General features: G+C 38.0%; 19 protein-coding genes and 1 pseudogene. 12 read left to right on the forward strand and 8 right to left on the reverse strand.

Annotated elements, in window-relative coordinates; translation table 11 throughout:
- The first annotated feature begins 153 nt into the window (after window positions 1–153).
- From BUA71_RS15785 to BUA71_RS15805, 5 genes are all read left to right on the forward strand, one after another.
- Window positions 154–3,444, forward strand: coding sequence for an amidohydrolase family protein (locus BUA71_RS15785; RefSeq protein ID WP_072881494.1), 3,291 nt, complete (start codon window positions 154–156; stop codon window positions 3,442–3,444).
- Window positions 3,445–3,631: 187 nt separating this feature from the next.
- Complete coding sequence (locus tag BUA71_RS15790; protein WP_072881496.1) at window positions 3,632–3,970, forward strand: DUF202 domain-containing protein; 339 nt, start codon at window positions 3,632–3,634, stop codon at window positions 3,968–3,970.
- A 10-nt stretch (window positions 3,971–3,980) separates the two neighbouring features.
- Window positions 3,981–4,352: a DUF6122 family protein gene (locus BUA71_RS15795; protein WP_072881498.1), complete on the forward strand. Its 372-nt coding sequence runs from the start codon at window positions 3,981–3,983 to the stop codon at window positions 4,350–4,352.
- A 324-nt stretch (window positions 4,353–4,676) separates the two neighbouring features.
- Window positions 4,677–5,291 carry a deoxynucleoside kinase gene (locus BUA71_RS15800; protein ID WP_072881500.1) on the forward strand — a complete coding sequence of 205 codons (615 nt, stop codon included), beginning with the start codon at window positions 4,677–4,679 and terminating at the stop codon, window positions 5,289–5,291.
- Between the two features lie 55 nt (window positions 5,292–5,346).
- Window positions 5,347–6,012, forward strand: coding sequence for a sterol desaturase family protein (locus BUA71_RS15805; RefSeq protein WP_072881502.1), 666 nt, complete (start codon window positions 5,347–5,349; stop codon window positions 6,010–6,012).
- A gap of 24 nt (window positions 6,013–6,036) precedes the next feature.
- On the opposite strand, the gene BUA71_RS15810 is transcribed toward BUA71_RS15805, so the two are convergent.
- From BUA71_RS15810 to BUA71_RS15825, 4 genes are all read right to left on the reverse strand, one after another.
- Window positions 6,037–7,071, reverse strand: coding sequence for an App1 family protein (locus BUA71_RS15810; protein WP_072881504.1), 1,035 nt, complete (start codon window positions 7,069–7,071; stop codon window positions 6,037–6,039).
- 204 nt (window positions 7,072–7,275) lie between these two features.
- A complete protein-coding gene (gene ligD / locus BUA71_RS15815; protein ID WP_072881506.1) occupies window positions 7,276–9,720 on the reverse strand; it encodes a DNA ligase D in 2,445 nt (814 codons plus the stop codon).
- A gap of 2 nt (window positions 9,721–9,722) precedes the next feature.
- On the reverse strand, window positions 9,723–10,505 hold the full coding sequence (gene ku, locus BUA71_RS15820; RefSeq protein ID WP_072881508.1) for a non-homologous end joining protein Ku: 783 nt from the start codon (window positions 10,503–10,505) through the stop codon (window positions 9,723–9,725).
- A gap of 1 nt (window position 10,506) precedes the next feature.
- Window positions 10,507–10,755 carry a DUF7218 family protein gene (locus BUA71_RS15825; protein WP_072881510.1) on the reverse strand — a complete coding sequence of 83 codons (249 nt, stop codon included), beginning with the start codon at window positions 10,753–10,755 and terminating at the stop codon, window positions 10,507–10,509.
- A 212-nt stretch (window positions 10,756–10,967) separates the two neighbouring features.
- Here BUA71_RS15825 and BUA71_RS15830 point away from each other — a divergent pair, with 212 nt between their 5' ends.
- Window positions 10,968–11,270 carry an ArsR/SmtB family transcription factor gene (locus tag BUA71_RS15830; protein ID WP_072881512.1) on the forward strand — a complete coding sequence of 101 codons (303 nt, stop codon included), beginning with the start codon at window positions 10,968–10,970 and terminating at the stop codon, window positions 11,268–11,270.
- A gap of 175 nt (window positions 11,271–11,445) precedes the next feature.
- The gene (locus tag BUA71_RS15835; protein WP_072881514.1) at window positions 11,446–12,048 is read left to right on the forward strand and encodes a short chain dehydrogenase; all 603 of its coding nucleotides are present in this window, start codon (window positions 11,446–11,448) and stop codon (window positions 12,046–12,048) included.
- Between the two features lie 193 nt (window positions 12,049–12,241).
- Here BUA71_RS15835 and BUA71_RS15845 read toward each other — a convergent pair.
- From BUA71_RS15845 to BUA71_RS15860, 4 genes and pseudogenes are all read right to left on the reverse strand, one after another.
- Window positions 12,242–14,656: pseudogene (locus BUA71_RS15845) on the reverse strand (sodium-translocating pyrophosphatase).
- A gap of 304 nt (window positions 14,657–14,960) precedes the next feature.
- Complete coding sequence (locus tag BUA71_RS15850; protein WP_072881516.1) at window positions 14,961–15,482, reverse strand: inorganic diphosphatase; 522 nt, start codon at window positions 15,480–15,482, stop codon at window positions 14,961–14,963.
- Window positions 15,483–15,545: 63 nt separating this feature from the next.
- A complete protein-coding gene (locus tag BUA71_RS15855) occupies window positions 15,546–18,038 on the reverse strand; it encodes a DUF5686 and carboxypeptidase-like regulatory domain-containing protein (RefSeq protein WP_072881517.1) in 2,493 nt (830 codons plus the stop codon).
- 70 nt (window positions 18,039–18,108) lie between these two features.
- Complete coding sequence (locus tag BUA71_RS15860) at window positions 18,109–19,089, reverse strand: pyruvate dehydrogenase complex E1 component subunit beta (RefSeq protein ID WP_072881518.1); 981 nt, start codon at window positions 19,087–19,089, stop codon at window positions 18,109–18,111.
- A 306-nt stretch (window positions 19,090–19,395) separates the two neighbouring features.
- On the opposite strand from BUA71_RS15860, the gene BUA71_RS15865 reads away from it, so the two are divergent.
- From BUA71_RS15865 to BUA71_RS15885, 5 genes are all read left to right on the forward strand, one after another.
- On the forward strand, window positions 19,396–20,142 hold the full coding sequence (locus BUA71_RS15865) for an electron transfer flavoprotein subunit beta/FixA family protein (RefSeq protein ID WP_072881519.1): 747 nt from the start codon (window positions 19,396–19,398) through the stop codon (window positions 20,140–20,142).
- Window positions 20,143–20,233: 91 nt separating this feature from the next.
- A complete protein-coding gene (locus tag BUA71_RS15870; protein WP_072881520.1) occupies window positions 20,234–21,202 on the forward strand; it encodes an electron transfer flavoprotein subunit alpha/FixB family protein in 969 nt (322 codons plus the stop codon).
- Window positions 21,203–21,284: 82 nt separating this feature from the next.
- Window positions 21,285–21,905 (forward strand): bifunctional nuclease family protein, encoded by a 621-nt coding sequence (locus BUA71_RS15875; protein WP_072881521.1) that lies wholly within the window; start codon window positions 21,285–21,287, stop codon window positions 21,903–21,905.
- A 12-nt stretch (window positions 21,906–21,917) separates the two neighbouring features.
- Complete coding sequence (locus tag BUA71_RS15880) at window positions 21,918–23,618, forward strand: NupC/NupG family nucleoside CNT transporter (protein ID WP_072881522.1); 1,701 nt, start codon at window positions 21,918–21,920, stop codon at window positions 23,616–23,618.
- 115 nt (window positions 23,619–23,733) lie between these two features.
- Window positions 23,734–24,720, forward strand: a complete 987-nt coding sequence (locus tag BUA71_RS15885) for a YihY/virulence factor BrkB family protein (RefSeq protein WP_072881523.1) — start codon at window positions 23,734–23,736, stop codon at window positions 24,718–24,720.
- The last annotated feature ends 771 nt before the right edge of the window (window positions 24,721–25,491 follow it).

Here is a 25,491-nt window from a genome sequence, read left to right on the forward strand (position 1 = left end):
ATATAAGTTGAACAGAAGATATTTTGGAGACAAAATATTTGACAGGCTAATAATAGCAAGCATTACAGCAAGTGGACACTAAACGGATATACAATTACGCAATGATGCTTTTCAAGCAATTCATAGTATATTTAGCCTCTTAAAATTCACGCTATGTTTCAAAGATTCTCTCTGGCCATTTTCTTTATATTGGCCACTCTCAATTTAACTTCCCAGGAAAAAGAAAAAAAAGAATGGGATGTAAACGATCCATATTCTAAAGATTGGAATATTAACAAAGTATCACTCCAAACCGATGAAGGCACCTGGATGAACCTGGATGTTTCCCCCGATGGAAAAACCATTGTTTTCGACCTGCTGGGCGACATCTATAAAATGCCGGTAAGTGGAGGAAAGGCCGAGGTTTTAAGGAGTGGAATGGCCTACGAAGTTCAACCGCGTTTTAGCCCCAATGGTTCTAAAATCTCTTTTACCAGCGATGCCGGTGGTGGAGATAATATTTGGATTATGGATAACAATGGAAACAATGCAAAACAACTCACTAAAGAAAGTTTTCGTTTATTGAACAACGCAGTTTGGACTCCAGATGGAAATGCCATCGTAGCTAGGAAGCACTTTACTTCAGGCCGGTCTTTAGGTGCAGGCGAAATGTGGTTGTACCATATTGGCGGCGAAGGCGGGTTGCAACTTACCGAACGTAAAAACGACCAGCAAGACGTAAATGAACCCAGTATTTCCCCAAATGGCCGCTACCTGTATTATAGCGAAGACATGTATCCCGGCGGAATGTTTCAATATAACAAAGATCCAAATAAACAGATTTACGTTATAAAAAGGTATGATTTTGAAACCGGCGAAAACACAACAATTACGGGTGGACCCGGTGGAGCTGCTAGACCACAGGTTTCACCAAATGGTAAAAAACTCGCTTTTATTAAACGCGTTAGAACAAAATCGGTTTTGTATATCCACGATTTGGAAACTGGAGAAGAATGGCCTGTTTATGATAGCTTGAGCAAAGATCAACAAGAAGCCTGGGCTATTTTTGGTGTTTACCCGGGATTTAGCTGGATGCCCTCCGGAAACGAAATTGTATTTTGGGTCGAAGGAAAAATAAATAAAGTAAATATTAAAGATTACACTGCGGAAGTGATTCCGTTTCAGGTTGAGAACACCATAGAAATTGCAGAAACTCACCAGGTAGATCACCAGGTTTTTTCAAAAGAATTCAATCCAAAAGTGATTCGTCACGCGGTAACCTCGCCTAATGGGAAAGTTCTGGTTTTTAATGCAGTAGGTTACCTTTGGAAAAAATCTTTACCAAACGGAAAACCTACCCGTATTACCAAAAGTGAAGATTTTGAATTTGAGCCGGCCTTCTCTCCAGATGGGAAAGAACTCGTTTACGTAACCTGGAACGACAAAAAAATGGGGGCTTTAATGAAAATAGGACTTAACGGCAGGAATAAACAGAAACTCACCCAGGAGAAAGGAATATATAGAAATCCGGCTTTCTCCAACAACGGCGAGCATATTGTTTTTGTAAAAGAAAAAGGAAATAGCGACCAGGGACAAACCTTTGGTAAAAAACCGGGAATCTATACCATTAGCGCTACGGGGAAAAACAAAAAGAGAATTTACGATTCGGGAGATTTCCCTATGTACAGCAAAGACGATTCCCGCATTTTCTTTCAAACGGGAGGTGCACTTATGGGAAGCCTGGTAAAAAGTTTAAAAAGTATCGACCTTAGCGGAAATGACGAGCGAACGCATATCAATTCCAAACATGCCAACCGTTTAGTACCGAGTCCCGATAATAAATGGGTAGCATTTAGCCATTTACACCAGGCTTATTTGGCACCGCTTACACTAACAGGAAGGCCTTTAGATCTCGATAATAACACCAAAAGTATTCCGGTGACACAAATTACCAAAGACGCCGGTTTGAACCTCCACTGGTCCAATAACAGCAAAAAGGTGCACTGGACGCTGGGTGATGAATACTTTACCAATAACGTAGCTGAGCGGTTTACTTTTCTAAAAAACTCTCCAGATTCTATTGCTGAAGTTACTGAAGAAGGAACGGAAATAGGACTCAAGTTAAAAACCGATGTTCCGGAAGGGCAAGTTGCTTTCATCAACGCCAGAATCATTACTATGGAAGGCGATAAGGTAATTGAAAATGGAAGTATGGTAATTAAGGGCAATAAAATTGTTTCCCTAGGTAAAGCTTCCGAAGTAAATATTCCGAAGAAAGCTAAAACTTACGACCTGGATGGTAAAACAATTATGCCCGGTATGGTAGATGCGCACGCCCATATTGGCGCTTTCAGATATGGCTTAACCCCCGAAAAACACTGGCCTTTATATACCAATTTAGCTTTTGGGGTAACTACGGTGCACGATCCTTCGGCTTTAAGTGAAAACATATTCAGTATGGCCGAGATGGTGAAAGCCGGTGAAATGGTGGGCCCAAGAATTTATTCCACCGGGATTATTTTATACGGGGCAGAAGGCGATTTTAAAGCGGTAATCAATAATCTGGAAGATGCAAAATCGGCTTTAAGAAGGACCAAAGCTTTTGGAGCTACTTCGGTAAAAAGCTACAATCAGCCACGGAGGGAGCAGCGCCAGCAAATCATGCAAGCTGCAAAAGATCTGGATATGAATGTAGTGCCTGAAGGTGGCAGTACTTTTTTACACAATATGAACATGATTGTAGATGGACACACCGGTATTGAACACAATATCCCCGTGGCACCGGTTTATAAGGATGTAAAAACGCTTTGGGGAAACAGTAATACCGGTTATACTCCTACGCTTATTGTAAATTATGGCGGAATTAATGGCGAATATTATTTCTATGATAAAGATAATGTATGGGAAAATGAGCGCTTGCTTAATTTTACACCACGCCAAATTGTAGATTCAAGATCCAGGCACCGAACGAAGCTTCCCGATGAAGAATATGAAAACGGCCCTATTTTAGTTTCAGAAACCGCCAAAGAACTTTCAGATCTTGGAGTAAAAGTTAACTTAGGCGCGCACGGGCAATTACAGGGACTTGGCGCTCACTGGGAACTTTGGTTGCTGCAAATGGGAGGAATGACCAATATGGAAGCCTTAAAAGCCGCCACGATTAATGGTGCCGAATACATAGGAATGGGTAGTGAAATTGGCTCTTTGAAAGAAGGAAAATTAGCCGATTTAATTGTTTTAGAAAAAAATCCTTTGGAAGATATTCGCAATTCAGAATCTGTAATATACACCATGGTAAACGGCAGGCTATATGATGCTAAAACGATGAATGAGATTGGAAACAACCCCAAGGAACGAGGAGAATTTTACTGGGAAAATAATAAATACAACGCAGCTTTTCCCTGGCACGAGAGCACCCAGAGTTTTACCGCTCCCGGTTGTACTTGCCATAGTTTGTCTAATTAGAACCTGGAAAAGATAAAATGGAAGCATTTATATTAATGAATAAGGTGTATTCAAGTCTTTTTTAAGGCTTGAATTATATAGAAAAGGCTAACTAATAAGATTTAAAAGTTACAGGGAATAAAATTTCTTGTTATCTTTTAGGTTGGTTGTAGTTGGCCTTTTTTAATTAATTGGAATTTTATTAGATATGCGAAGAGTTAAATTAAAGAATCCATTTAGAAGCAGGCAAATAGATGAACGGCTTATTAGAGAACATCTAGCTTTACAACGTACCAAGCTTGCAAATGAGCGCACCCTACTCTCTTATATAAAAGCTTCTTTATACTTGCTCATTGGTGGGTTGACGGTAATACAAATAAAAAAATATGACCATATTCAGTGGGTGGGTTATTTAGCGCTCATCTTTTGCATCGCTTTTATCATAGTTGGTGTTTTTAGATATATTCATTTGGAAAGAAAAATGTCCAGACTTCTAAGAGACAACGAAAAATTAGAAAATAGAGAATCTACCAATAAAAACTCGTAATCAATAATTCGTGCTACAAACTTTTACACACTACTTTCTTCATTTTGTAGCCATTGGATTTATTGCCTGGTGGTTCGATAAAAAAAACTGGAAAAGGAACTGGTTAATTTTGCTGGCAACGATGTTGGTAGATTTAGATCATTTATTTGCCACTCCCATTTTCGAAGCCAATCGCTGCGGGATTGGCTTTCATCCCCTGCATTCCCAATGGGCTATTCTTGTCTATATGCTAGGCGTAATTTTTATTAAACACAAGGTTATAAAACTTGTATTTATAGGACTGCTATTTCATATGATCACAGATTTTATAGACTGCCTATGGATGTTTAGTAAATGTGAACAATGCTATCTTTCGTCTGAAATCTACAAGTGGCTGTATTGATTTAGAGTCACTATTGGTCTTCTGTAGGAGATAAGAGTAAAGAGACAAGAGTCAGGAATTCATCAAAGTAACCACATAAGAAACCTGCTCTAACTGCGTTATACTTCAGTAATAATATAGCGTTAAGTTAAGCCATAAACCGGGTAGATTGGCGATAAAAAGTTGTCTTAGTTTAAACCAAGCTCAGCATAAAAAAACCGATATTTTAAAATCTGAAAAATTATGAGTATTTTGAGAAGATGTAAAATTTAAGAGCTTACTTATTCTTGTATCTTTGTATCTGCGCCATTTTTAGCGCAACTAACCTAACTAACTTTTAATTATATGCATGTAGCGATTGCGGGAAATATAGGAGCGGGAAAAACCACGCTTACCAAATTACTGGCAAAACATTATAACTGGGAAGCTCAATATGAAGATGTTTTGGAAAATCCTTATTTAGAAGATTTTTACAACAAAATGGAACGTTGGTCATTTAACCTTCAGATTTATTTTTTGAACAATAGATTTAGACAAATTCTCCAAATTAGGGAAGATGGAAAAGATATAATTCAGGATAGGACCATTTATGAAGATGCTCATATTTTCGCACCAAATTTACACGCGATGGGTTTAATGACCAATCGCGATTTTGAGAATTACAGCTCGCTATTTGATCTTATGGAAAGCGTAGTACAGGGGCCAGATTTACTCATTTATCTAAGAAGTAGTATTCCCAACCTGGTATCGCAAATACATAAACGTGGTAGGGATTATGAAAATTCAATTTCCATAGATTATTTAAGTCGTCTAAATGAGCGATATGAAGCCTGGATTCACAATTACAAGAAAGGAAATTTATTAATTATAGATGTAGATAACAATAATTTTGTAGATGACCCGGAAGACCTGGGAGCTATAATAAACCGAATAGATGCCGAAATACACGGCCTATTTTAGAAATAGCTTCTAAATACGGGAAAGTGATTGATAATAGAATGTAAATTGATAAAAGATGGAATCGACAAAACTTAAAAGACCAAAGCACAAGGGTTCTCCAAAACTTTTTGACAACCCTATTCTTGAAAAATTGACCCATACTCATATTTCCCTGCCTTTAATTATTTTTGGAGTGATAGCCGTAGCCTTAATCTATTATGGAATTATTGAAAAAGGTTTTGAAACCCCTATGATGATTGGGCTTTTTGTTGCCGGACTCTTCTTTTTCACCTTTGTAGAATATATAATGCACCGCTATTTGTATCATATCCCGGCAACTAGTGAACGCAAGAAAAAGATTTCTTATACCATGCACGGGGTGCATCACGATTATCCCAAAGATAAATCTCGTTTGGCCATGCCACCTGTGTTGAGCCTAATCATTGCCAGCGTTTTATTTATAATCTACCGGGCAGTACTGGGGGATTTTGTTTTTGGGTTCTTAGCGGGATTTCTTATTGGCTATGCCGGTTACCTCGCTATTCACTATTCGGTACACGCGTTTAAAGTACCTAATAACTTTTTAAAAGCCCTTTGGCATCATCATAGTATTCATCATTATAGAGAACCAGATCGGGCTTTTGGCGTTTCCTCCCCACTCTGGGACCATATTTTTCAAACTATGCCCAGAAAAACAGTAGCAAGCCAAAAGACAGCTGTAGGAAAAAGCATTGACGATTAGATCTTTTCCACGCAGTGCATTAACTTAGATAAAATTGTGTTCCCTGGCGTGTTCAACCGCTTCGTGGGAAGATTCTACCATAAGCATTGGGGTCGTCTCAAAATTATCGATAATACTACGCACCCGTCGCATTTGTTTTTTGTGCTTTACGCTGCGTAAATAAATAGCCAAAATCCTGTCTGGAAATTGTTCGGCAATCTCGGTGTAAATAGAAGCATCGTGTTCCCCACTATCCCCAATTAATATGAATTTTAAGGAAGGATAACTTTTTAAAATATTGGTGATTTCTTTTTGCTTGTGGGGCTTTTCTGGTTTTATCGCGCCATCAAAAGGAGTTCTAAAATTTCTTAGCATTATTGGACCTTTGGGAAAATGGTTATGATCTAAAAATAGCTTTAAATATTCATATAAATTCCACGGGCTGTTACTTAAATAAAACAAGGGATTATTTGGTTTCCCATTTTTGCCTTTATGTAATTTTTGGTAAAATTCGGCAGCACCTTTTAGCGGGATTCTATCATAAGCATTGGTTAGTAAAGAGTTTTTTAGCAATCGCAATTTTAGAAAAGAAGTAACCCCGGTTTGTAAAATGGTATCATCAATATCGCTAATTACACCAAATTCGGCTTCCGGATCTGGGATTAGAAAACTGCCGGTAAAAGGATCTTCCAATAATTCGGTTTTTTTCCCCAGCGGTCCTTTATAATAAAGTTGATAATCCAGCCAACCTTCTTCATCAACATAGGGTAAAAGATTCTTTTTAATTTCGGTATCAAAAACGAAATAGCCTTCCGCATCTGTAACTGCGCTTTTTTCCACCCCGCCTTCCAATTTAAGATCTACTTGTGCATCGGGAATTTCAAAAGTGTCAAATTGCTTATAAGTGGTTTTTATGGTTTTAAAAATATTAGCATCTTTTACAATCTTTAAAGGTTCATTATCCAATACACGACCTTTAATATAAAGCCGGGAAGGCGTGCCATAACTACGATATGGTGTGATTAAAATTTGATCTATAAGTTTGTACCTGCCGGCAAGCTTGCGTATTCTTTTCTTCATATAAACTACTTTCCCGTCAAGATAGAAATTATGCGGTTGCCTTTCCTATCTTTTAATTAAACTTTAGGTTTTCCAATAAACTACACCGGGACAAGCCCACGAGGTATTACAGAAGATAATTAATTTGATTTCGAGGGAAGCCTCTTAGCGCCTAAAAGGTATCGGGATAAATCTCGATTATCGAGTAAAAAATCAATCTTTATTTCAGGAATTCTCTAGGCTTTCTATGGCCTTTTCTATTTGAATTCCTTCGTCTAAAACGCCCTGGAACAAATCTCCGTTTTCTGTTAAACGTTGCGGCATATTTTTGATATTAAAATCTCTTATTTCGAGTCCGCTTTTTACTTCTTCCCAGGCCAAAGGCGCAGAAACGGGGGCACCGGGTTTAGGCCTGGCACAGTATGCCGCAGCCAGGGTTTGCCCCTGCCTGTTTTGCAGATAATCCAGGTAGATTTTGTTCTTGCGTTTCTTTTTTGCCCTATCCATACTGGTGAGTTTTGGAAGTTTTTCGGCAATATAATAGCACAATAATTTAGTAAAATCACGGGCTTCATCATAAGTATAGTTACCCGCGAGTGGCAGGTAAATATGCAAACCACTGGAACCCGATGTTTTGCAATATCCTTCTATTTTAGCCAAATCCAGCACTTCTTTCGCGGCCTGGGCGACTTCTATAACCTCGTTAAAAGAATTATTTTCTGAAGGATCTAAATCAATTACCGTATAATCTGGATTTTCTAAACTTCCAATTTTAGAATTCCAGGGATTAATTTCTATACAGCCCAAATTGGCCATATACAATAGCGTTGCTTCATTTTGGCAAAGCAAATATTCTATTTTTTTATCAGCCGATTCAGAATATAGTTTTTTAGTGGTGACCCATTTTGGCAAATTCCCTTCATTATCTTTTTGGTAAAAACCCTTTTTTGTAATTCCATTAGGATGCCGGTGTAAATTTTGTGGCCTGTCTTTTAAATAAGGAAGCATTATTTCTGAAACCTGTATATAATAATCGATGAGGTCATATTTCCTAAAATCAGATTCCGGCCAGTAAACTTTACCTAAATTCGTAAACGGTACTTCAACACCATCAATTTCTAAAGTTTCACCCGATTTATTCCTGGAAGTATTTTTAGCTTTCTTTGCTTCTGAAGTTTTAGATTTAGTATCTGTGATGGCTAAAATTTCTGAAACCTCTTTATCTTTCCGAAGCGCTTTAAAAACCGGATGCCTCAATTTGCCGGTTTTAGTGATTTCTGAAAATTTAACTTCAGCAATTAAATCGGGGCGCATCCAGACCGGTTCCCTACCTTTTAAATTGATTTTCTTTGGAAATGGAGATGTTTTTCGCTCTCTACTCTTAAATTTCTTCAGCAGATTCTTCTGTTCATCGTTGGAAAATCCGGTGCCGCAGTTGCCAATATATTCTAATTCATCATTTTTGTAGGCACCCATAATTAAAGAACCAAAAACAGCTCCTTTAGAAGTTGTATAGCCGCAAATTATCACTTCCCGGCTATTTTCTGCTTTAATTTTTAACCAATTTTCGCTTCTATATCCCGGGGAGTAGGTCGCGTTAGCCTTTTTGGCAATCACTCCTTCCATTCCAGATTCAATGGCTTTTTTATAAAAAGCCGTCCCCATCCCTTCAATATGATCACAATATTTTACATGATCCAAACCTTCTATCACCTCGGGAATTAAACTTTTACGCTCGGTTAACGCCAGGTCTAACATACTATGCCCATTTAAAAACAGCATATCAAAAACATAAAATACTAACTTGCCCGGGGTCTTTTGAGTATAATTTTGCAGTTCCTGAAACTGCGGAATTCCATCTTTGTTCAAGACTACAATCTCCCCATCTAAAATCACATCGTTTTCAATACTTTCTAAATCTTTTACCAGTTTAGAGAACCTGGTATTAAAGGAAACTCCATTCCGGGAATAAAGATCAACTTCATTGTTTTCTATGTTTGCCAGGGCACGATAGCCATCCCATTTTAGCTCATAAATCCAACCGGGATCATTAAAAATCTTTTTACCGGTGGTCGCCAACATTGGTTTTATAAACTCTGAAAGCTTGATTTCCTTAACTTTCCCACCATCTTTCTTTTCTGAATTATTCTTCGCAAAAACTTCGGCATCATAATCCAGTTCGGTAGCTGCTTTATCTTTCTTTTTAATAAGCAACCATTGATTTTTTTTATCTCCCCGGTTTGTTTTTACCAGGGCAAATTCTCCTTTTATTTTTTCTCCGGAAAATACTATTTTTAAATTTCCATCTTTCCATTGCTGTAAAAGATCATCATTGTTTTTCTTAGCTGCGTTAAACGTTCCGTTATCCCATATTTGCATTTCTCCGGCACCATAGTTCCCTTTAGGGATTGTACCTTCAAAATGCAGGTATTTTACGGGGTGATCTTCCGTTTGGATAGCCAGGCGTTTATCTTTAGGATTCATAGACGGTCCTTTGGGTACCGCCCAGCTTTTTAAAACGCCATCCATCTCCAACCTTAAGTCATAGTGTAAATGACTGGCTTCGTGCCGCTGAATGACAAACCTACCTCGATTTTCGGTAGAGAAATCGGCGCCCGGTTCAGGGGTGTTTTTAAAATTTCGCTTTTTAGAATAATCATCCAGGCTCATTTTTAGGAAGCTTTAGATTTTTTCTTTTTATCCAGGCTATCTTTCAATTTTGCCATAAGGTCTTTAGCCTCGGTTGGCTTATCCTCATACTTTTGGGGTTTTGGCTTTTTACCGGTCTTCTTGGATTCAATAATTTTCATTAATTGATCATTATACACATCTTTATATTTATCGGGTTTAAAGTTTGTGGAATATTGATCGATTAAAGAAACGGCCATATCTACTTCTTTTTTTGCTACTTTGGTTTTTGGAAGTTTTAAGTCTTTTGTTTCCCTTATTTCATCGGCAAATCTAATCACGTGTAAAACCAGGGCATTATCAAAAACACCAACCAGACTTAAATGCTCCTTTTGGCGCATTACGAATGTCGCTACTCCCAGTTTTTTAGTCTTTTTTAATGCATTGCGCAACAAATTGTAAGATTTCCCGCCTTCTTTTTGCGGTTCCAGAAAGTAGGGTTTTTTATAAAGTACATCGGCTACCTCATCTTCTTCCACAAATTCCTCAATATCTATGGTTTTACTTTTTTTGAGGTTAGCATTTTCAAAATCCTCCTTTTCTAGGACGGTATATTCTTCATCCTCCTCCTTCCTATATCCCTTTACAATATCCTTCCATTCTACTTCCCTACCTGTATCTTCATTGATACGTTTATACCGAATGCGCGCGTTATCATGACGATCTAGCATATCCAAATCCAGTTTTCTGCTTTCTGAAGCCGAATATAATTTTACCGGGATAGAAACCAGGCCAAAGCTAATAGAGCCGTTCCAAATAGATCTCATATTAGTGGTTTCTAAGTGCTTTTATCAACTCATCTTTATCCATATCGCTTCTTCCTTCAATGCCAATTTCCTGAGCTTTTTCATAAAGTTCTTCCCTGGTCCTTTCTTCATATTTATCGGCTTTTCCGCCTTTTTTACCAGATTTGGGATCGTTTGCGATTCGGGCCGCTTTAGATTTGCTCATTCCCTCATCTCGTAATTCTTCGTACTGTTCATCATTTTTAATTGATGATCCATGATCTTTAGCCATAATATTTAATTTTAGTGATTAATTAATCTATCTAAAGTTAAAGAATTATTGACTTATTAAAGTTGAAGTTTTGTTAAAGCGCACAATTCAGATCATTAATATGTGCTTTTAGTGCGGGTTATTCCAATTTGGCAACAAGTTAAAAAACATCGTGCTTCAAATAAAATCACCTTTTATTTTCATATATCGAGATTTATAGATATATTTGTAATATGAATTTGAGAAAAGCCACAGAAATTGGAAAATGCTTGTCTAATGAAACCAGAGTGCAAATAATGGAATGGCTAAAAAAACCAGAAATAAACTTTCCACCACATGAAACATTGAAACATTTTAACGATGGTGTTTGTGTTACTTACATTCAAGAAAAAGCCGGACTTTCTCAATCCACGATTTCAACCTATTTAACCAATATGGAAAAATGCGGATTATTAATTTCTACTAGACACGGAAAATGGTCTTATTTAAAAAGAAACGAAAAAACAATTAAAGAATATATAAACTTTATCATCTAAAAAAAAATTAATTTAATACATCTATATTTCGCGATATAACAAACTATAAAAAAAGTATTTGGCATATTAGGTTGGTCGGGTTCAGGATTGATAATTCTTACGTATGCCCTTTTGCTTCTTCAAAAGGAAAAACGCAAATGCTATAAAAATAAATGTTTAACTTAAAATAAATAATATGAAAATTTTAGTAATAGGAGGAAATGGAACGATAGGAAAAAAAGTCTCTTCACACTTTAAAAAAGACAATGAAGTTTTAATCGCAGGTCGAACAAGCGGAGATGTAACTTTAGATCTTGCCGATAGTAATTCGATTAGAAAAATGTTTGAGAAAACAGGAAAGTTAGATGCAATTATTTGTATTGCTGGAGAAGCTAAATGGGCTTATTTTGACGAACTAACCGAAGACGATTATTATATTGGTTTAAAAAGTAAACTTATGGGGCAAGTAAATCTTGTAAGAATTGGAAAGGAATTTTTAAACCCAAAAGGTTCAATTACGCTTACCACAGGCATTTTGGCAGATGAACCAGTAGCCCAAACAACGAGTGCAGCAATGGTAAACGGTGGCATTCACAGTTTTGTAAAAGCGGTAGTTTTGGAAATGGAAAACAATTTGAGAATAAATGCAGTTTCTTCAGATATGGTAGAGGATGCCTATGAAAAATATAAGGACGTTTTTCCTGGTCATAATCCAGTACCGATGGACAAAGTAATTAATGCTTATGTAAAAAGCGTAAAAGGAAAAGTTAACGGACAAATTATTAGTGTGAGTGCATAAAAAGCCAGTTGTCCTACTTTTTGTCTTAACGGCGGGCAGGATTGCAAGGATGCTAAAAAACAAGTTCGGCAGACAGAATTATACCTACAAGGCCGAAGAAAGACCCTGTAGGATATCCCAAGCTGCAAAGGTTTATAATCCTTGCAGAAATGCTAAATGTCGTGAGCCTTTACTTAAAGAAACAAAATTACTTTTACCTCTTTTCCCTTAATTCCTGTATTTGTGCTTCTACTTGAGCTTTAGTACCAATAAAAGTTTTTTGTTGCACTTTGGTTTCGCCTTTTCTCGTGGTGGTTATCCTCACTTTAGCCTGGGTTTCACCATCTTCCGAAGTCATATTTACCTGGAAACTTTCTGACAAATCTTCAGAGGAAATATTCTCAATATCCACAGAGGTTTCTTCTGTTGCCGCGGTGGTATGCCCGCCAAGAATAGGCGCGATTACCAATCCAATTAAACAGGTAAGTTTAATTAAGATATTCATAGAAGGTCCAGAGGTATCCTTAAAAGGATCACCAACGGTATCGCCGGTTACTGCGGCCTTGTGAGCTTCAGAACCTTTATAGGTCATTTCCCCATTAATCATTACCCCGGCTTCAAAGGATTTCTTGGCGTTGTCCCAGGCACCGCCGGCATTATTTTGAAAGATTGCCCAAAGTACTCCGCTTACCGTTACCCCGGCCATATAACCACCAAGCATTTCAGCAATAAGCACATTTTCATAACCAAATAACATAGGAAGTAACGCGATCGCGATTGGAAAACCTATAGTAAGTACCCCGGGCAATAACATCTCTTTTAAGGCCGCCTGGGTAGAAATCTCTACACATTTATCGTATTGTGGTTTAGCCTTGCCTTCCATAATCCCGGGAATGTTTTTAAACTGTCGTCTAACTTCCTCTACCATTTTCATGGCCGCTTTTCCCACAGATTTCATTGCTAATGCCGAAAAAACAACCGGGACCATTCCCCCAATAAACAACATCGCTAAAACCGGAGCTTTAAAAATATTAATTCCGTCGATTCCCGTAAAGGTTACGTAAGCCGCAAAAAGCGCGAGGGAAGTCAATGCTGCTGAAGCAATGGCAAATCCTTTCCCGGTAGCCGCGGTAGTATTTCCTACGGAATCTAAAATATCTGTACGCTCCCTAACCTCTGCAGGGAGTTCGCTCATTTCAGCAATTCATCCGGCATTATCGGCAATTGGTCCAAAAGCATCTATGGCCAATTGCATCGCGGTGGTAGCCATCATTGCCGAAGCAGCCAAAGCAACACCATAAAATCCTGCGAAAGCATAAGATGCCCAAATAGCCAAAGCAAACAATAATACAGAGAGAAAGGTGGAAATCATCCCTGTAGCAAGACCGGCAATTATATTGGTACCCGCACCGGTACTGGAATTTTGCACAATAGAGAGGACCGGTTTTTTACCAAGGCCTGTGTAAAATTCGGTCACCGCTGAAATTACACCACCAACAACAATCCCTACCAAACAGGCATAAAATACCCTAATGGAATTTATATTCATATATTCAAAACCTTCGGCACCGCCAACAAAGAAGCCCATAGTAAGCGTTTCTTTTGGCAGCATCCAGATTACGAGAAAATAACTGGAAATCGCAACCAGGATTATGGCCGTCCAGTTTCCAATGTTCAAGGCTTTTTGGACTTCGGCTTCTTTGGCCGAATTACTACTAATTTTCACCAGCATTGTTCCTATTATGGAAATAATAATCCCGGCACCGGCAATAGCCATAGGTAATAAAATAGGGCCAATTCCGCCGAAACCTTCTTCCACGATATTACCGCCCATATCCTCAATAATATAATTTCCTAATACCATGGCGGCGAGAACGGTGGCTACATAACTTCCGAAGAGATCGGCTCCCATTCCTGCAACATCCCCTACATTATCTCCCACATTATCGGCGATAGTTGCCGGGTTTCTGGGGTCATCTTCAGGAATTCCTGCTTCTACTTTTCCAACCAGGTCGGCACCAACATCGGCCGCTTTTGTATAAATTCCCCCTCCTACACGGGCAAAAAGGGCAATAGATTCTGCGCCCAGTGAAAAACCGGCAAGCGTCTCCAGGACTACCGTCATTTGATTAGTATTGGTCCATTCCCCACCCATAAAATATTGATAAAAAAGGATAAAGAATACGGTTAGGCCCAAAACTGCCAATCCTGCTACGCCAAGTCCCATAACCGTACCACCGCCAAAGGATACTTTTAAAGCTTGTGGCAGAGAACTTCTTGCTGCTTGAGTTGTACGTACATTAGTTTGTGTGGCAATTTTCATCCCCATATTTCCGGCCAGGGCAGAGAAAAAAGCTCCAAATATAAAAGCTACAATAATAAGATAATGCGTAGTAGGGACTACATAAGCGATGGCAGCCAAAGCAATGCTGGCTCCAACCACAAACAAACTTAACAACCTATACTCTGCATTTAAAAAGGCAAGGGCGCCTTCGTAGATGTGAGAAGAAATTTCTTTCATCTTTCCGTCCCCTGCATCCTGTTTCATCACCCAGGATCTTTTAGCCCACATAAAAAGCAATCCCAGAACTGCAAGGATTGCCGGCACATAAATCATTATTGACTCCATATTAATTGTTAAGTTTTAGTTAATACAGCTAATTTAGTGAAATCAATAACAAATAAAAAAGCAATAACCTTTTAAGATTATTGCTTTTTTATATTTATTTTTTATCAGTATTTTTTCTTATAAAATTAAGAAAATCTAAATTTGACCTCAAAAGCTTCAAAAACTATGAGTTCTTTTTAGTAAGTACTTATTGTCCTGGATTTAAGACAGAATAAAATTTTATAAACGATACTACTATTTACGGATATTGATTTTATCCTTATCGCAAGATTTTTTTTCAGAAAAAATTAATTACGATTATTATTTAATGCGGATTAATTCCAAACTGACCCTTATCGCCGTCAAATTCTTCAAAACGCTGCACACATTCCTTGATAATTTTCCTGGCATCAGAAGCATCGCCCCAGCCACCTACATCTACTTTCTTTTTTTCCAGATCTTTATATACCTTAAAGAAATGCTCAATTTCTTTAATCATATGTCCGTTTAATTCCTTTAGGTCGTTTAACCGGTTCCAAATAGGATCTGATACCGGAACACAAATAATTTTTTCATCCGGCCCTTTTTCATCGGCCATGTGGAAAACACCAATTGGCTTCACTTCCATTACCACACCGGGAAAAGTAGGCTCGCTCACCAACACCAAAACATCTAAAGGATCACTGTCTTGCGCAAGGGTATCTGGTATAAACCCGTAATCTGCGGGGTACATCATTGAAGAGAAAATCATTCTATCGTAACGAACTTTCTTCAATTCAAAATCGTACTCATATTTGTTTCTACTCCCCTTTGGGATTTCTATTAATACATCAAAAGTATCTGACATCTTCTTTTATTTTTCACAATTAAGGGCGGCAAATATAGTGAAATTAGGATTTAAAACCCCGCTTTAAAAATGAAATCCGAAAGCAGCGGTAAACGCAAAATTTCTGGAGTCTGGGATATTGCGATAATTCCCTCTAAAATGTGCTTTAAAACTTAAAAACCTCAATATATTACCTACACCCACATTATATTCAAAGTATGGTTCTTTACTAGGTGCGCGCAGGGTTAACCCCGATGCATCCAATCTTTTATTTTCTTCGGAAATCTCTCCCCAAACGGCCCTTACCCCTACTAATTCCCGCAAATTAAGCTCCCTTAACAGGGGAATACGAGCAAAAAACCTTCCGTTGAAGTTGTGGTTAAAATGTGCTGAAACATAAGTATCGGTCACAAATTCGTAAAAATCGAGTACGGGAAACGAATTGTACATCGCAAAGAACGTTTGGTTTCCCGGCACTACATTTAACAGTCCCAGTGGTACTTCTCCAAAAGTTTTTCCTGCTTCTAAACTGGCAGTGGCGCGTCCAAAACCTCCTATTAATAACGGCTGATTGTAAAAGAACTGTAATTTTTTATAATCAAAATCACTGTTTAACACGTTCTTTAAGCCCAAACTATAATTTACAAAAAACGTGGGAAACTCATCTTCATTGTTCACACTTCGCTCCACTCCAAAACCGGTTGTTTCACGCCCGGGGGTATAGGTGAGCATGGTAGAAATTTCAGCTTGTTTTATGGTTGAGGCCGTGGTGGTTCGACTTTCATTGGTATAATAATCTAAACTAAACTCTGGCGAAGCCGAACTAATTTCGCGGTAGGAAGCACCTATTCGGAATTTAAAATTATACCAGGGATTAATAGACAAATTGAATGTGGAAAGCTCCAGGTTACTCAATTTATTATTATCGCCTACACTTACCAGGCCAGAGGAAGCGAGGCTTCTACCTAAAACATCGGTAGAATTGGTGAGACTGGAACCCAGTTGTTCAATATCATTTCTCCTTCCTCCAGAAATAATAAGCCTGGATTTGGGATCTAAAAGCCATTTTCCAGAAATGCCATATTTATAGGTTTCATCCCTAAATCCATAGGCAACATAGCCTTCAATTCGCCAGGGATCGTGTTGGCCAAAATAGGTGCGAGCTCCAAGCCGCAATCTAAAACCTTCAACTTCATTATAATCGAACATCGAATAAGCTGGGCCAAAATCCCATCCATTAAACTCTACGTAGCCAGATTCAAAAAAAGTAGCTATATCATATATTCTATTAAAAGCAGAGACATTGGTTAGACTATCCAACATCGTATAAATCCCCTCCTCTTCATCATTTAATTTCTCCAGGCGGTTCTCTGCCCAAAAATCCTGATCTCTAGAATAAACATCTTCATTAAAATTGTACTGGCGTTTAGTATAAAAACTCCTGTCTTTTTTTTCGTTAAACTTGTATTCATCAAAAACCTGGGTTCGTTTTGCATAAACCCCTCGCGCATCTTCCTTCTTAAACAGAGTAAAGTTGGCCTGAAAATAATCCCTGGTCATTAAAAATAAGGAATCGTTAAGCACTTTAAATTCCTGCTCTATATAAAGATCGTTTACCCAATTTATATTAGCATCTCTGGAAGCTTCCAGGTTAATATCTTTTACCGCCCAGGTGGTATCGTTAACCCAAAAATCACCCTTAAAAGTAAGCTCATTTTCCCGGCGCGGGTAATATATAATATTGTAACACCATTTATCATCTATATAAGCACTATCGCTAAGCACATAATTGTAATTGTTAATCCCGGTGGTAGAAAGCGGACTCACAAAACTCTTATCGAATACTTTTATGTAGTTATTGTAAACATTGTACTCATCGTAAATTCCTTTTACCGCCGCTATCAAATTCTGATTTTGCTCAAATCCCGAGTTTTTATTTCCTACCAGATCTTCTCGCTTCTGGTTCATTTCATTATCGCCATAAACCTTATAGACAGATTCGTTTATAAAAACAGGCAAATAAGTGCTCCCCGAAAATTTATTGGTATCGGCATATTCAAAAATAAATTCCATCCCGTTAAATATGGGGTTTTCAATAACCGTACTATCTATTTCATTGAGATCAAATTCCAGTTTTTCATACTTTCGGTATTGATATTGTTTAAAGGCAGAAACCCCATTGGAACGTTTATTTTCCCAAATTTTTCGAAGGATATCTATCGCGGGGTTATTCTTTTTGGAAGTTTTTCCACGCACAATACGCACTTCCCCCAGTGATTCTGCTTCCTCCTGCAAAACAATTTCCATTTCTAAATTTACTTTCTCCTGAAGCGGGATAATCTTCGTCTTATAACCCAAAAAAGAAACTTTTAATTCAGAATAACTGGCATCACTCTGCAAATAAAATTTACCGTTTTCATTAGAAGTGGTCCCCTCGGTAGATTTATTAAATATCACATTTACAAAGGGAAGCACCTCCCCATTGGAGTCTTTTATCTTACCTCCTACTTTAGTTTGCGCAAAGAGCATTGAGCAAAATAACAGGCAAAATAGACTTAAGAAAACAGGTTTTATCATCGGTTTAGAGCAAAAAAAACTTCATTAGACCTCGGCCTAATGAAGTTTCAAAAGTATAAGGATTTCTCCTTTAATCAATATACATTACCTGTTTTACAGCTTTTTTAACATCGTCGCTATTTGGCAACCACTCTTTAAGCAATACAGGAGAATAAGGCGCCGGAGTATCGGCGGTATTTATCTTTACAATTGGGGCATCTAAATAATCGAATGCTTTAGATTGCACCTGGTAAGTAATTTCTGTAGAAACATTTCCAAAAGGCCAGGCCTCTTCCAGAATAACCAACCTGTTGGTTTTCTTAACCGATTCGATAATAGTATCGTGATCCATTGGTCGAATAGTTCTTAGATCTATAATTTCACAAGAAATATCTTTTTCGGCCAATTCATCGGCTGCTTTATAAGCTTCCTTAATAATTTTTCCGAAGGAAACAATAGTAACATCGGTACCTTCCCTTTTAATATCGGCTTTTCCAATTTCTAATACATATTCATCTTCTGGCACTTCCCCTTTATCACCATACATTTGTTCACTTTCCATAAAGATAACAGGATCATCATCACGTATTGCAGCTTTAAGCAAGCCTTTGGCATCATAAGGATTAGAAGGCACAATCACTTTAAGTCCCGGGCAATTTGCATACCAGCTCTCAAAAGCCTGCGAGTGCGTTGCTCCAAGTTGTCCAGCCGAAGCAGTTGGCCCTCTAAAGACTATTGGAATATTAAATTGACCACCACTCATTTGCCGCATTTTGGAGGCATTGTTTATAATCTGGTCTATTCCAACTAAAGAGAAATTAAAGGTCATAAATTCAATAATTGGTCTATTGCCATTCATGGCAGAACCTACCCCTATTCCAGAAAACCCAAGTTCGGCAATTGGGGTATCTATTACACGATCTGGACCAAACTCGTCCAACATGCCTTTAGAAGCTTTATAAGCACCATTGTATTCTGCTACTTCCTCGCCCATTAAATAAATAGACTCGTCTTTTCGCATCTCTTCGCTCATCGCTTGTTGAACGGCTTCCCTAAATTGAATTGTCTTCATTATATGCTATGCTATTTAATATATCTTGAAAACACAAAAATACTAATTCAATAAAGTTTAAACCACTAATAAACAACAAAAATTTACCCACCCATTATTTAAAGTAATTTTTACTTTTTATTGAATAAAAATAAAGCAGGTAAAAACCAAAAAAGTTATTATTTTCAAACCTATTCACCAATTTCCTAAGAATAAAGCATCATATTGAAGCCTAAAAACTTAAAGTTTGTTATGCATGCATAGCAATTTTTGATTTAAATTATGTAACTTCGTGAACGAAATCGTTATAAATTAAAAAATCATAGAATGAAGATATTAGTATGTATTAGTCATGTACCTGACACTACATCAAAAATCAATTTTACAGACGGGGATTCGAAATTCGATACCAACGGTGTAAACTTTGTTATTAATCCAAATGATGAATTTGGACTTACCCGCGCGATGTGGTTTAAAGAAAAACAAGGCGCCAGCGTAGATGTTGTAAATGTAGGCGAAAAAGAAACTGAACCTACGTTGAGAAAAGCACTGGCCATTGGAGCAGACAATGCAATAAGGGTAGATACTCCTGCCAAAGATGGCTTCCAGGTGGCACAACAGCTGGCAAAAGTTGCTAAAGATGGTGACTATGACCTTATCATAGCCGGCCGGGAGTCTATTGATTACAATGGCGGTATGGTACCGGGAATGCTTGCTGCACTTTTAGATGCAAACTTTATAAATACCTGTATTAGCCTGGAGATTGATGGCGATACCGCAAAAGCCGTTCGCGAGATTGATGGTGGTAAAGAAAGTTTAACCGCCTCATTACCCCTTGTTATTGGTGGTCAAAAAGGTCTTGTAGAAGAAAGCGACCTTAAAATACCCAATATGCGTGGTATTATGCAGGCTCGTAAAAAACCTTTAAATGTGGTAGAACCCGAAGAAGTTGCTACCCAAACCGAAGCTGTGAAGTTCGAAAAACCGGCTCCTAAAGGAGAAGTTAAATTAGTAGATCCAGAAAATCTAGATGAGCTAATAGACCTACTACATAACGAAGCCAAAGCAATATAATAATAAGGCCTCACAGGTTTTCGAAACCTGTGAGGTCTGTAAAAAATAAATAAAACTTCCGCTTATGCGGAAATGAATTAAAAAATACAATATGTCAGTTTTAATATATACAGAAACCGAAGACGGCAAGTTTAAAAAGGCCGCCTTTGAAGTTGCTTCTTACGCCAAAGAAGTAGCCGAGAAAATGGGCGGTGAAGTAACTGCGGTTAGTTTTAATGCTAACAATGCTTCAGAACTTGGCAAATATGGAGTTAGCAAAGTGTTAAATATCCAAAATGACAAATTAGGTAAATTTAATGCTGAAGCTTATGCCGATGCCGTAAGCCAGGTTGCTCAAAAAGAAGACAGCAAAGTTGTTGTGTTAAGCCAAAGTGCAAATAGCAAATACCTTGCACCATTATTGGCTGTTCACCTGGATGCCGGTTACGCCTCTAACGTAGTGGACACCCCAGAAAGCACCGATCCTTTTACCGTAAAACGAAGCGCTTTCACCAACAAAGCATTCAATTTTACAAAAATTACTACGGAAGTAAAAATAGTGGGGCTTTCTCAAAATGCTTTTGGATTAAAGGAAAACGAGACAGAAGCTACTACGGAAGACTTTTCTCCTGAATTGAAAGACGGGGATTTCTCAGTAAATGTAGAATCTGTAGATAAAGCTAAAGATAAAGTAACTATCGCCGATGCCGAAATAGTTGTTTCTGGTGGCCGCGGACTTAAAGGTCCGGAAAACTGGGGAATGATCGAAGAGATGGCCGATATTCTTGGTGCAGCTACAGCCTGCTCCAAACCGGTTAGTGATATGGGCTGGAGACCTCACAGTGAACACGTGGGGCAAACCGGTAAACCGGTAGCTTCCAACCTCTATATCGCCGTTGGAATTTCGGGAGCAATTCAACACCTGGCGGGTATTAATGCTGCGAAAACTAAAGTGGTGATTAATAACGATCCAGAAGCGCCATTCTTTAAAGCCGCAGACTATGGCGTGGTAGGCGATGCCTTTGAGATTGTACCCAAATTGAACGAAAAACTAAAAGAATTTAAGGCGAAGAACGCATAATTTTTATAACTTGCACCCCTTAAAAGGGCTGTCTAAAAAGGTAAAAAGTCCTACTTAGACAGCCTTTTTCAATTGATGAGATATGAGTTTAGTGCGCCTTAATATTAAAGGAATTTCTTATAGTCAAACCCAAAATGGGGCCTACGCTTTAATTTTGAGCGAAGTGGGCGGAGAACGTAAATTACCTATAGTTATTGGTGCTTTTGAAGCACAATCTATTGCCATTGCCTTAGAAAAGGAGATCAAACCGCCTCGTCCCTTAACCCATGATTTATTTAAGAATTTTTCTGATAGGTTTGAAATCACCGTTAAACAGGTAATTATTCATAAACTGGTTGATGGTGTCTTTTATAGTAGCCTAATCTGTGAGCGTGATAAAATTGAAGAAATTATTGATGCCCGTACCAGTGACGCTATTGCTCTTGCTTTAAGGTTTGAAGCTCCAATTTTTACCTATAAGAATATCCTGGAAAAAGCAGGAATTTTCTTAAAAGGTGATGAACAGGGAAAAGCTACTACCGCTAAACAGGAGGAAGAAATTATTGCAGAAGAACTACTTCCCGACGATATTGATATTAAATCTGATGATTCTAATTACCAAAAGCTTTCGCTACAGGAGCTAAAGAAACTACTTTCCCAGGCCGTAAAGGACGAAGATTATGAAAAAGCAGCGCGCATAAGGGATGAAATATCCAAACGCTAATATATTTTATTTATGAATAAAGCCTGGCTTTGTCTAATTTTGGTTCTTGCGAGTGTAACCCAATGCTTTTCTCAAACTATCTCAAAAACCTGGGAACCAAGCGAAACCCTTAATAAGCTTGATGATAATTCTATATTTTATAACAATACCTTAGATTTAAAAGAAGGAACCTTTAGCTTAAGCAATGACCGGGATACACTGGCAGAAGGTGACTATATTTATCAAAACAAGGTGCTGTTATTCTTTTATAATACCCCTAAAGATAGCACTGCAAATTATAGAGTCTCGGCTCTTACAGATTCTAGCATGGTACTCTCACAAGGCAAAAATAAATTTGCTTTTATAACCAAAGATTTTAACGATGGCAAAGAGGTAATTCCCGCTCCTATGGCTAAAACCATGATTCCCAGCAGTGGCATTTCCTTTAATAGCGTATCAAGAGGAGTTTTAGGAATGTTTAGTTTACTGATAATCGCCTTCCTCTTTAGCAGTAACCGAAAAGCTATAAATTGGAAAACCGTGGGGATAGGGCTCGCCGCCCAATTATTGCTTGCTATTGGTGTTCTAAGGATTACCGCAGTGCAAAATGTTTTCGAGTTTGTAGGACAAATCTTTGTACTTATTTTAGATTTTACTGCAGCCGGAAGTGAATTTTTACTGGGAAGCATGATGGATGTTGATAGCTACGGTTTTATTTTCTTGTTTCAGGTGTTACCTACTATTATTTTCTTTTCAGCATTGACTTCCGTTTTATTTTACCTGGGTGTAATACAGGTAATAGTGCGGGGGATGGCGTGGGTGCTGAGTAAATTACTCGGTATTTCGGGCCCCGAAAGTTTAAGTGTGGCTGGAAATATTTTCCTGGGACAAACTGAAGCTCCGCTAATGATTAAAGCTTATTTGGAGCGAATGACGCGTTCTGAAATCTTACTGGTAATGATTGGCGGTATGGCAACCGTAGCCGGTGGCGTACTGGCGGCTTATATTGGGTTTTTAGGCGGCGACGATCCCCAACTTAGGCTGGAGTTTGCAAAACACCTTCTCGCGGCATCGGTAATGGCAGCACCGGGAGCGATCGTGGTTTCCAAAATTTTATATCCGCAGCAAAGACCGGTAGATACCGATGTAGAAGTTTCTTCAGAAAAAATTGGTTCGAATATCCTGGATGCTATCGCAAATGGAACCACCGAAGGACTAAAACTGGCCGCGAATGTTGCAGCTATGCTTTTGGTTTTCATCGCTTTTATTGCAATGATTAATTACATTTTAAACTGGACCGGCTCCTGGACTGGGCTTAATGCACTTTTAGCTCAGCACACCCCTTATGCTGGTTTCTCGCTAGAATCTATTTTAGGAATTATCTTTTCACCACTTATGTGGTTAATTGGAGTCGCAAAAGAAGACATGATGCTTATGGGACAGTTGCTGGGAATTAAACTGGCGGCCAGTGAATTTGTAGGATACGTGCAATTAGCCGAACTCAAAAATACCGCGAACGCACTTAGTCTTAATTACGAAAAATCGGTTATTATGGCAACCTATATGTTGTGCGGATTCGCAAACTTTGCTTCTATTGGTATTCAAATTGGTGGCATTGGTTCCCTGGCTCCCGGGCAACGCAAGACACTTTCTGAATTTGGCATGAAAGCCCTAATTGGTGGTACTATAGCTTCTTTGCTTTCCGCTACCATTGCCGGGATGATTATTGGTTAAGTTAAAGTCTCATAATCTTTTCTAAAATTCTCCCTCACACCTCCTCATGCCTGATGAGCTTTTGAGATAATCTTATTATATTTCAATTCTATTTTTCCAGATAAAAATTTAGAATATGAGTAAGAATAAAAATTCCAGAGGGCACGAGGCAGAAAAACCAAGTGAAATTCCGGCCAAAGGTTGGATTGATATTGGAAAACGAACCATTTCACAAATTTCAGATGATAACATTCAAATTGTTTCTGCCGGGGTGGCATTCTATTTTTTTATGGCTCTGTTCCCCGCAATTTTGGCAATGGTTAATATCTACTCCCTCGTTATTGAGCCTGCAACAATAAGGGAACATTTTAGCGTTTTAAGTAATATTCTACCGGCTACCGCTTATGATCTAATAACAGGAATTTTAGAACCCCTTCTTAAACAGCCCGAATCTACAATAGGATGGAGCCTTTTACTTAGCATTCTTATAAGCCTTTGGAGTGCAAATAAAGGCACTTCTGCTCTATTTGAAGGTATAAATATCGCATATGATGAAAAAGATAAACGCGGCTTTATTAAAAAAACCGGACTCACTTTTATATTTACTATTGGTGCGATTCTCTTATTTGTGCTTTGTATTTTGGTTCTAGTATTTTATCCCGCTTTTATCGACCGGCTAAATATTTCGCAGGCGATGGAATCTTTTATTGGCTGGATAAGATGGATTGTAATCGCTGCGCTATTTGTATTTGGCATGGGAATGCTCTACAAGAAAGCGCCAGACAGGGATGATCCTGAGACCCGATGGCTCTCCTGGGGTGCGGTACTAAGCACGGTTCTATGGCTTGCAGGCTCCATGCTTTTTTCCTGGTATGTGGATAATTTTGGGAGTTATGATAAAGTTTACGGCAGTTTTGCAGCGGTAATTATTTTATTACTCTGGTTATTTATCTCTGCATTTATCGTGCTTATAGGTGCAGAAATTAACAGCGAAATGGAGCATCAAACCAGGAGAGACACCACAATAGGCGAAGATAAACCTATGGGGAAGCGTAATGCGTACCACGCCGATCACGTAGCGGGGAAAGATTTGAAAGATGAAAAGACTAATCCTGAATCGTAAATCAAATTTCTCTAAACAGAAAAACGTTAAAATTCTATATTTTCGTGCAATTTTTCAGGTATTCAATCTAAAGCTAATTTGGTAATATCGCCGTTTTTCAATTTTGTAAAATGTTTCAGTTTGATGATTTATTTTGTTAAGGGTTGCCCTGTTTAAATTATCTCTTCGGAATAATTCAGCTGAATAAAAATTCAACACTTAACTTGAAGCTTCATCAAAGCATTTCTTTTCTAAAGTTCTATGATAATTCTGAAGCAATATTACGATAGACAAAACTTTTAAAATCCAATTAAACTTGAACAGTTTATAATATAACAATAGCGTCCTAAACATTTTTGCAGATATTTTGTAAGAACCTATTATAATTGGGTTTCGATAGCTTTTTATAATGATTGGGATGATTTTTAGTAGTACGGTTTCTTCGGCCTATCGAAAATTTATCGTAATCCCGATGTTTTGGGAGAAGTGAAAATCCCGTAATCCCGAAACTTCGGAAAGGGTTTGAATGGTAAATCTAGATAAAGTATAGCCTGTCCCGAGCGTAGTCAAGCGATAAGTCTAGCTTTTTTGCTTCTTTTTATCCTAGCAAGGTCGAAGGGTTTTGGCAATGCAAAAAGAATGAATTGTCTTAGACAAGTTTAATGATAAATTGTTCTAAAATTAATTAGGACATTACTGATAATATAACAAAAAAAAGAGGCTGCCTAAAAAGTACAATGAATTGTCGAGACCACCCGACGAACCAATGTTCCTTCCAAAAGCCACCTCTTT

This window comes from Salegentibacter echinorum (assembly GCF_900129445.1).
Lineage (GTDB): Bacteria > Bacteroidota > Bacteroidia > Flavobacteriales > Flavobacteriaceae > Salegentibacter > Salegentibacter echinorum.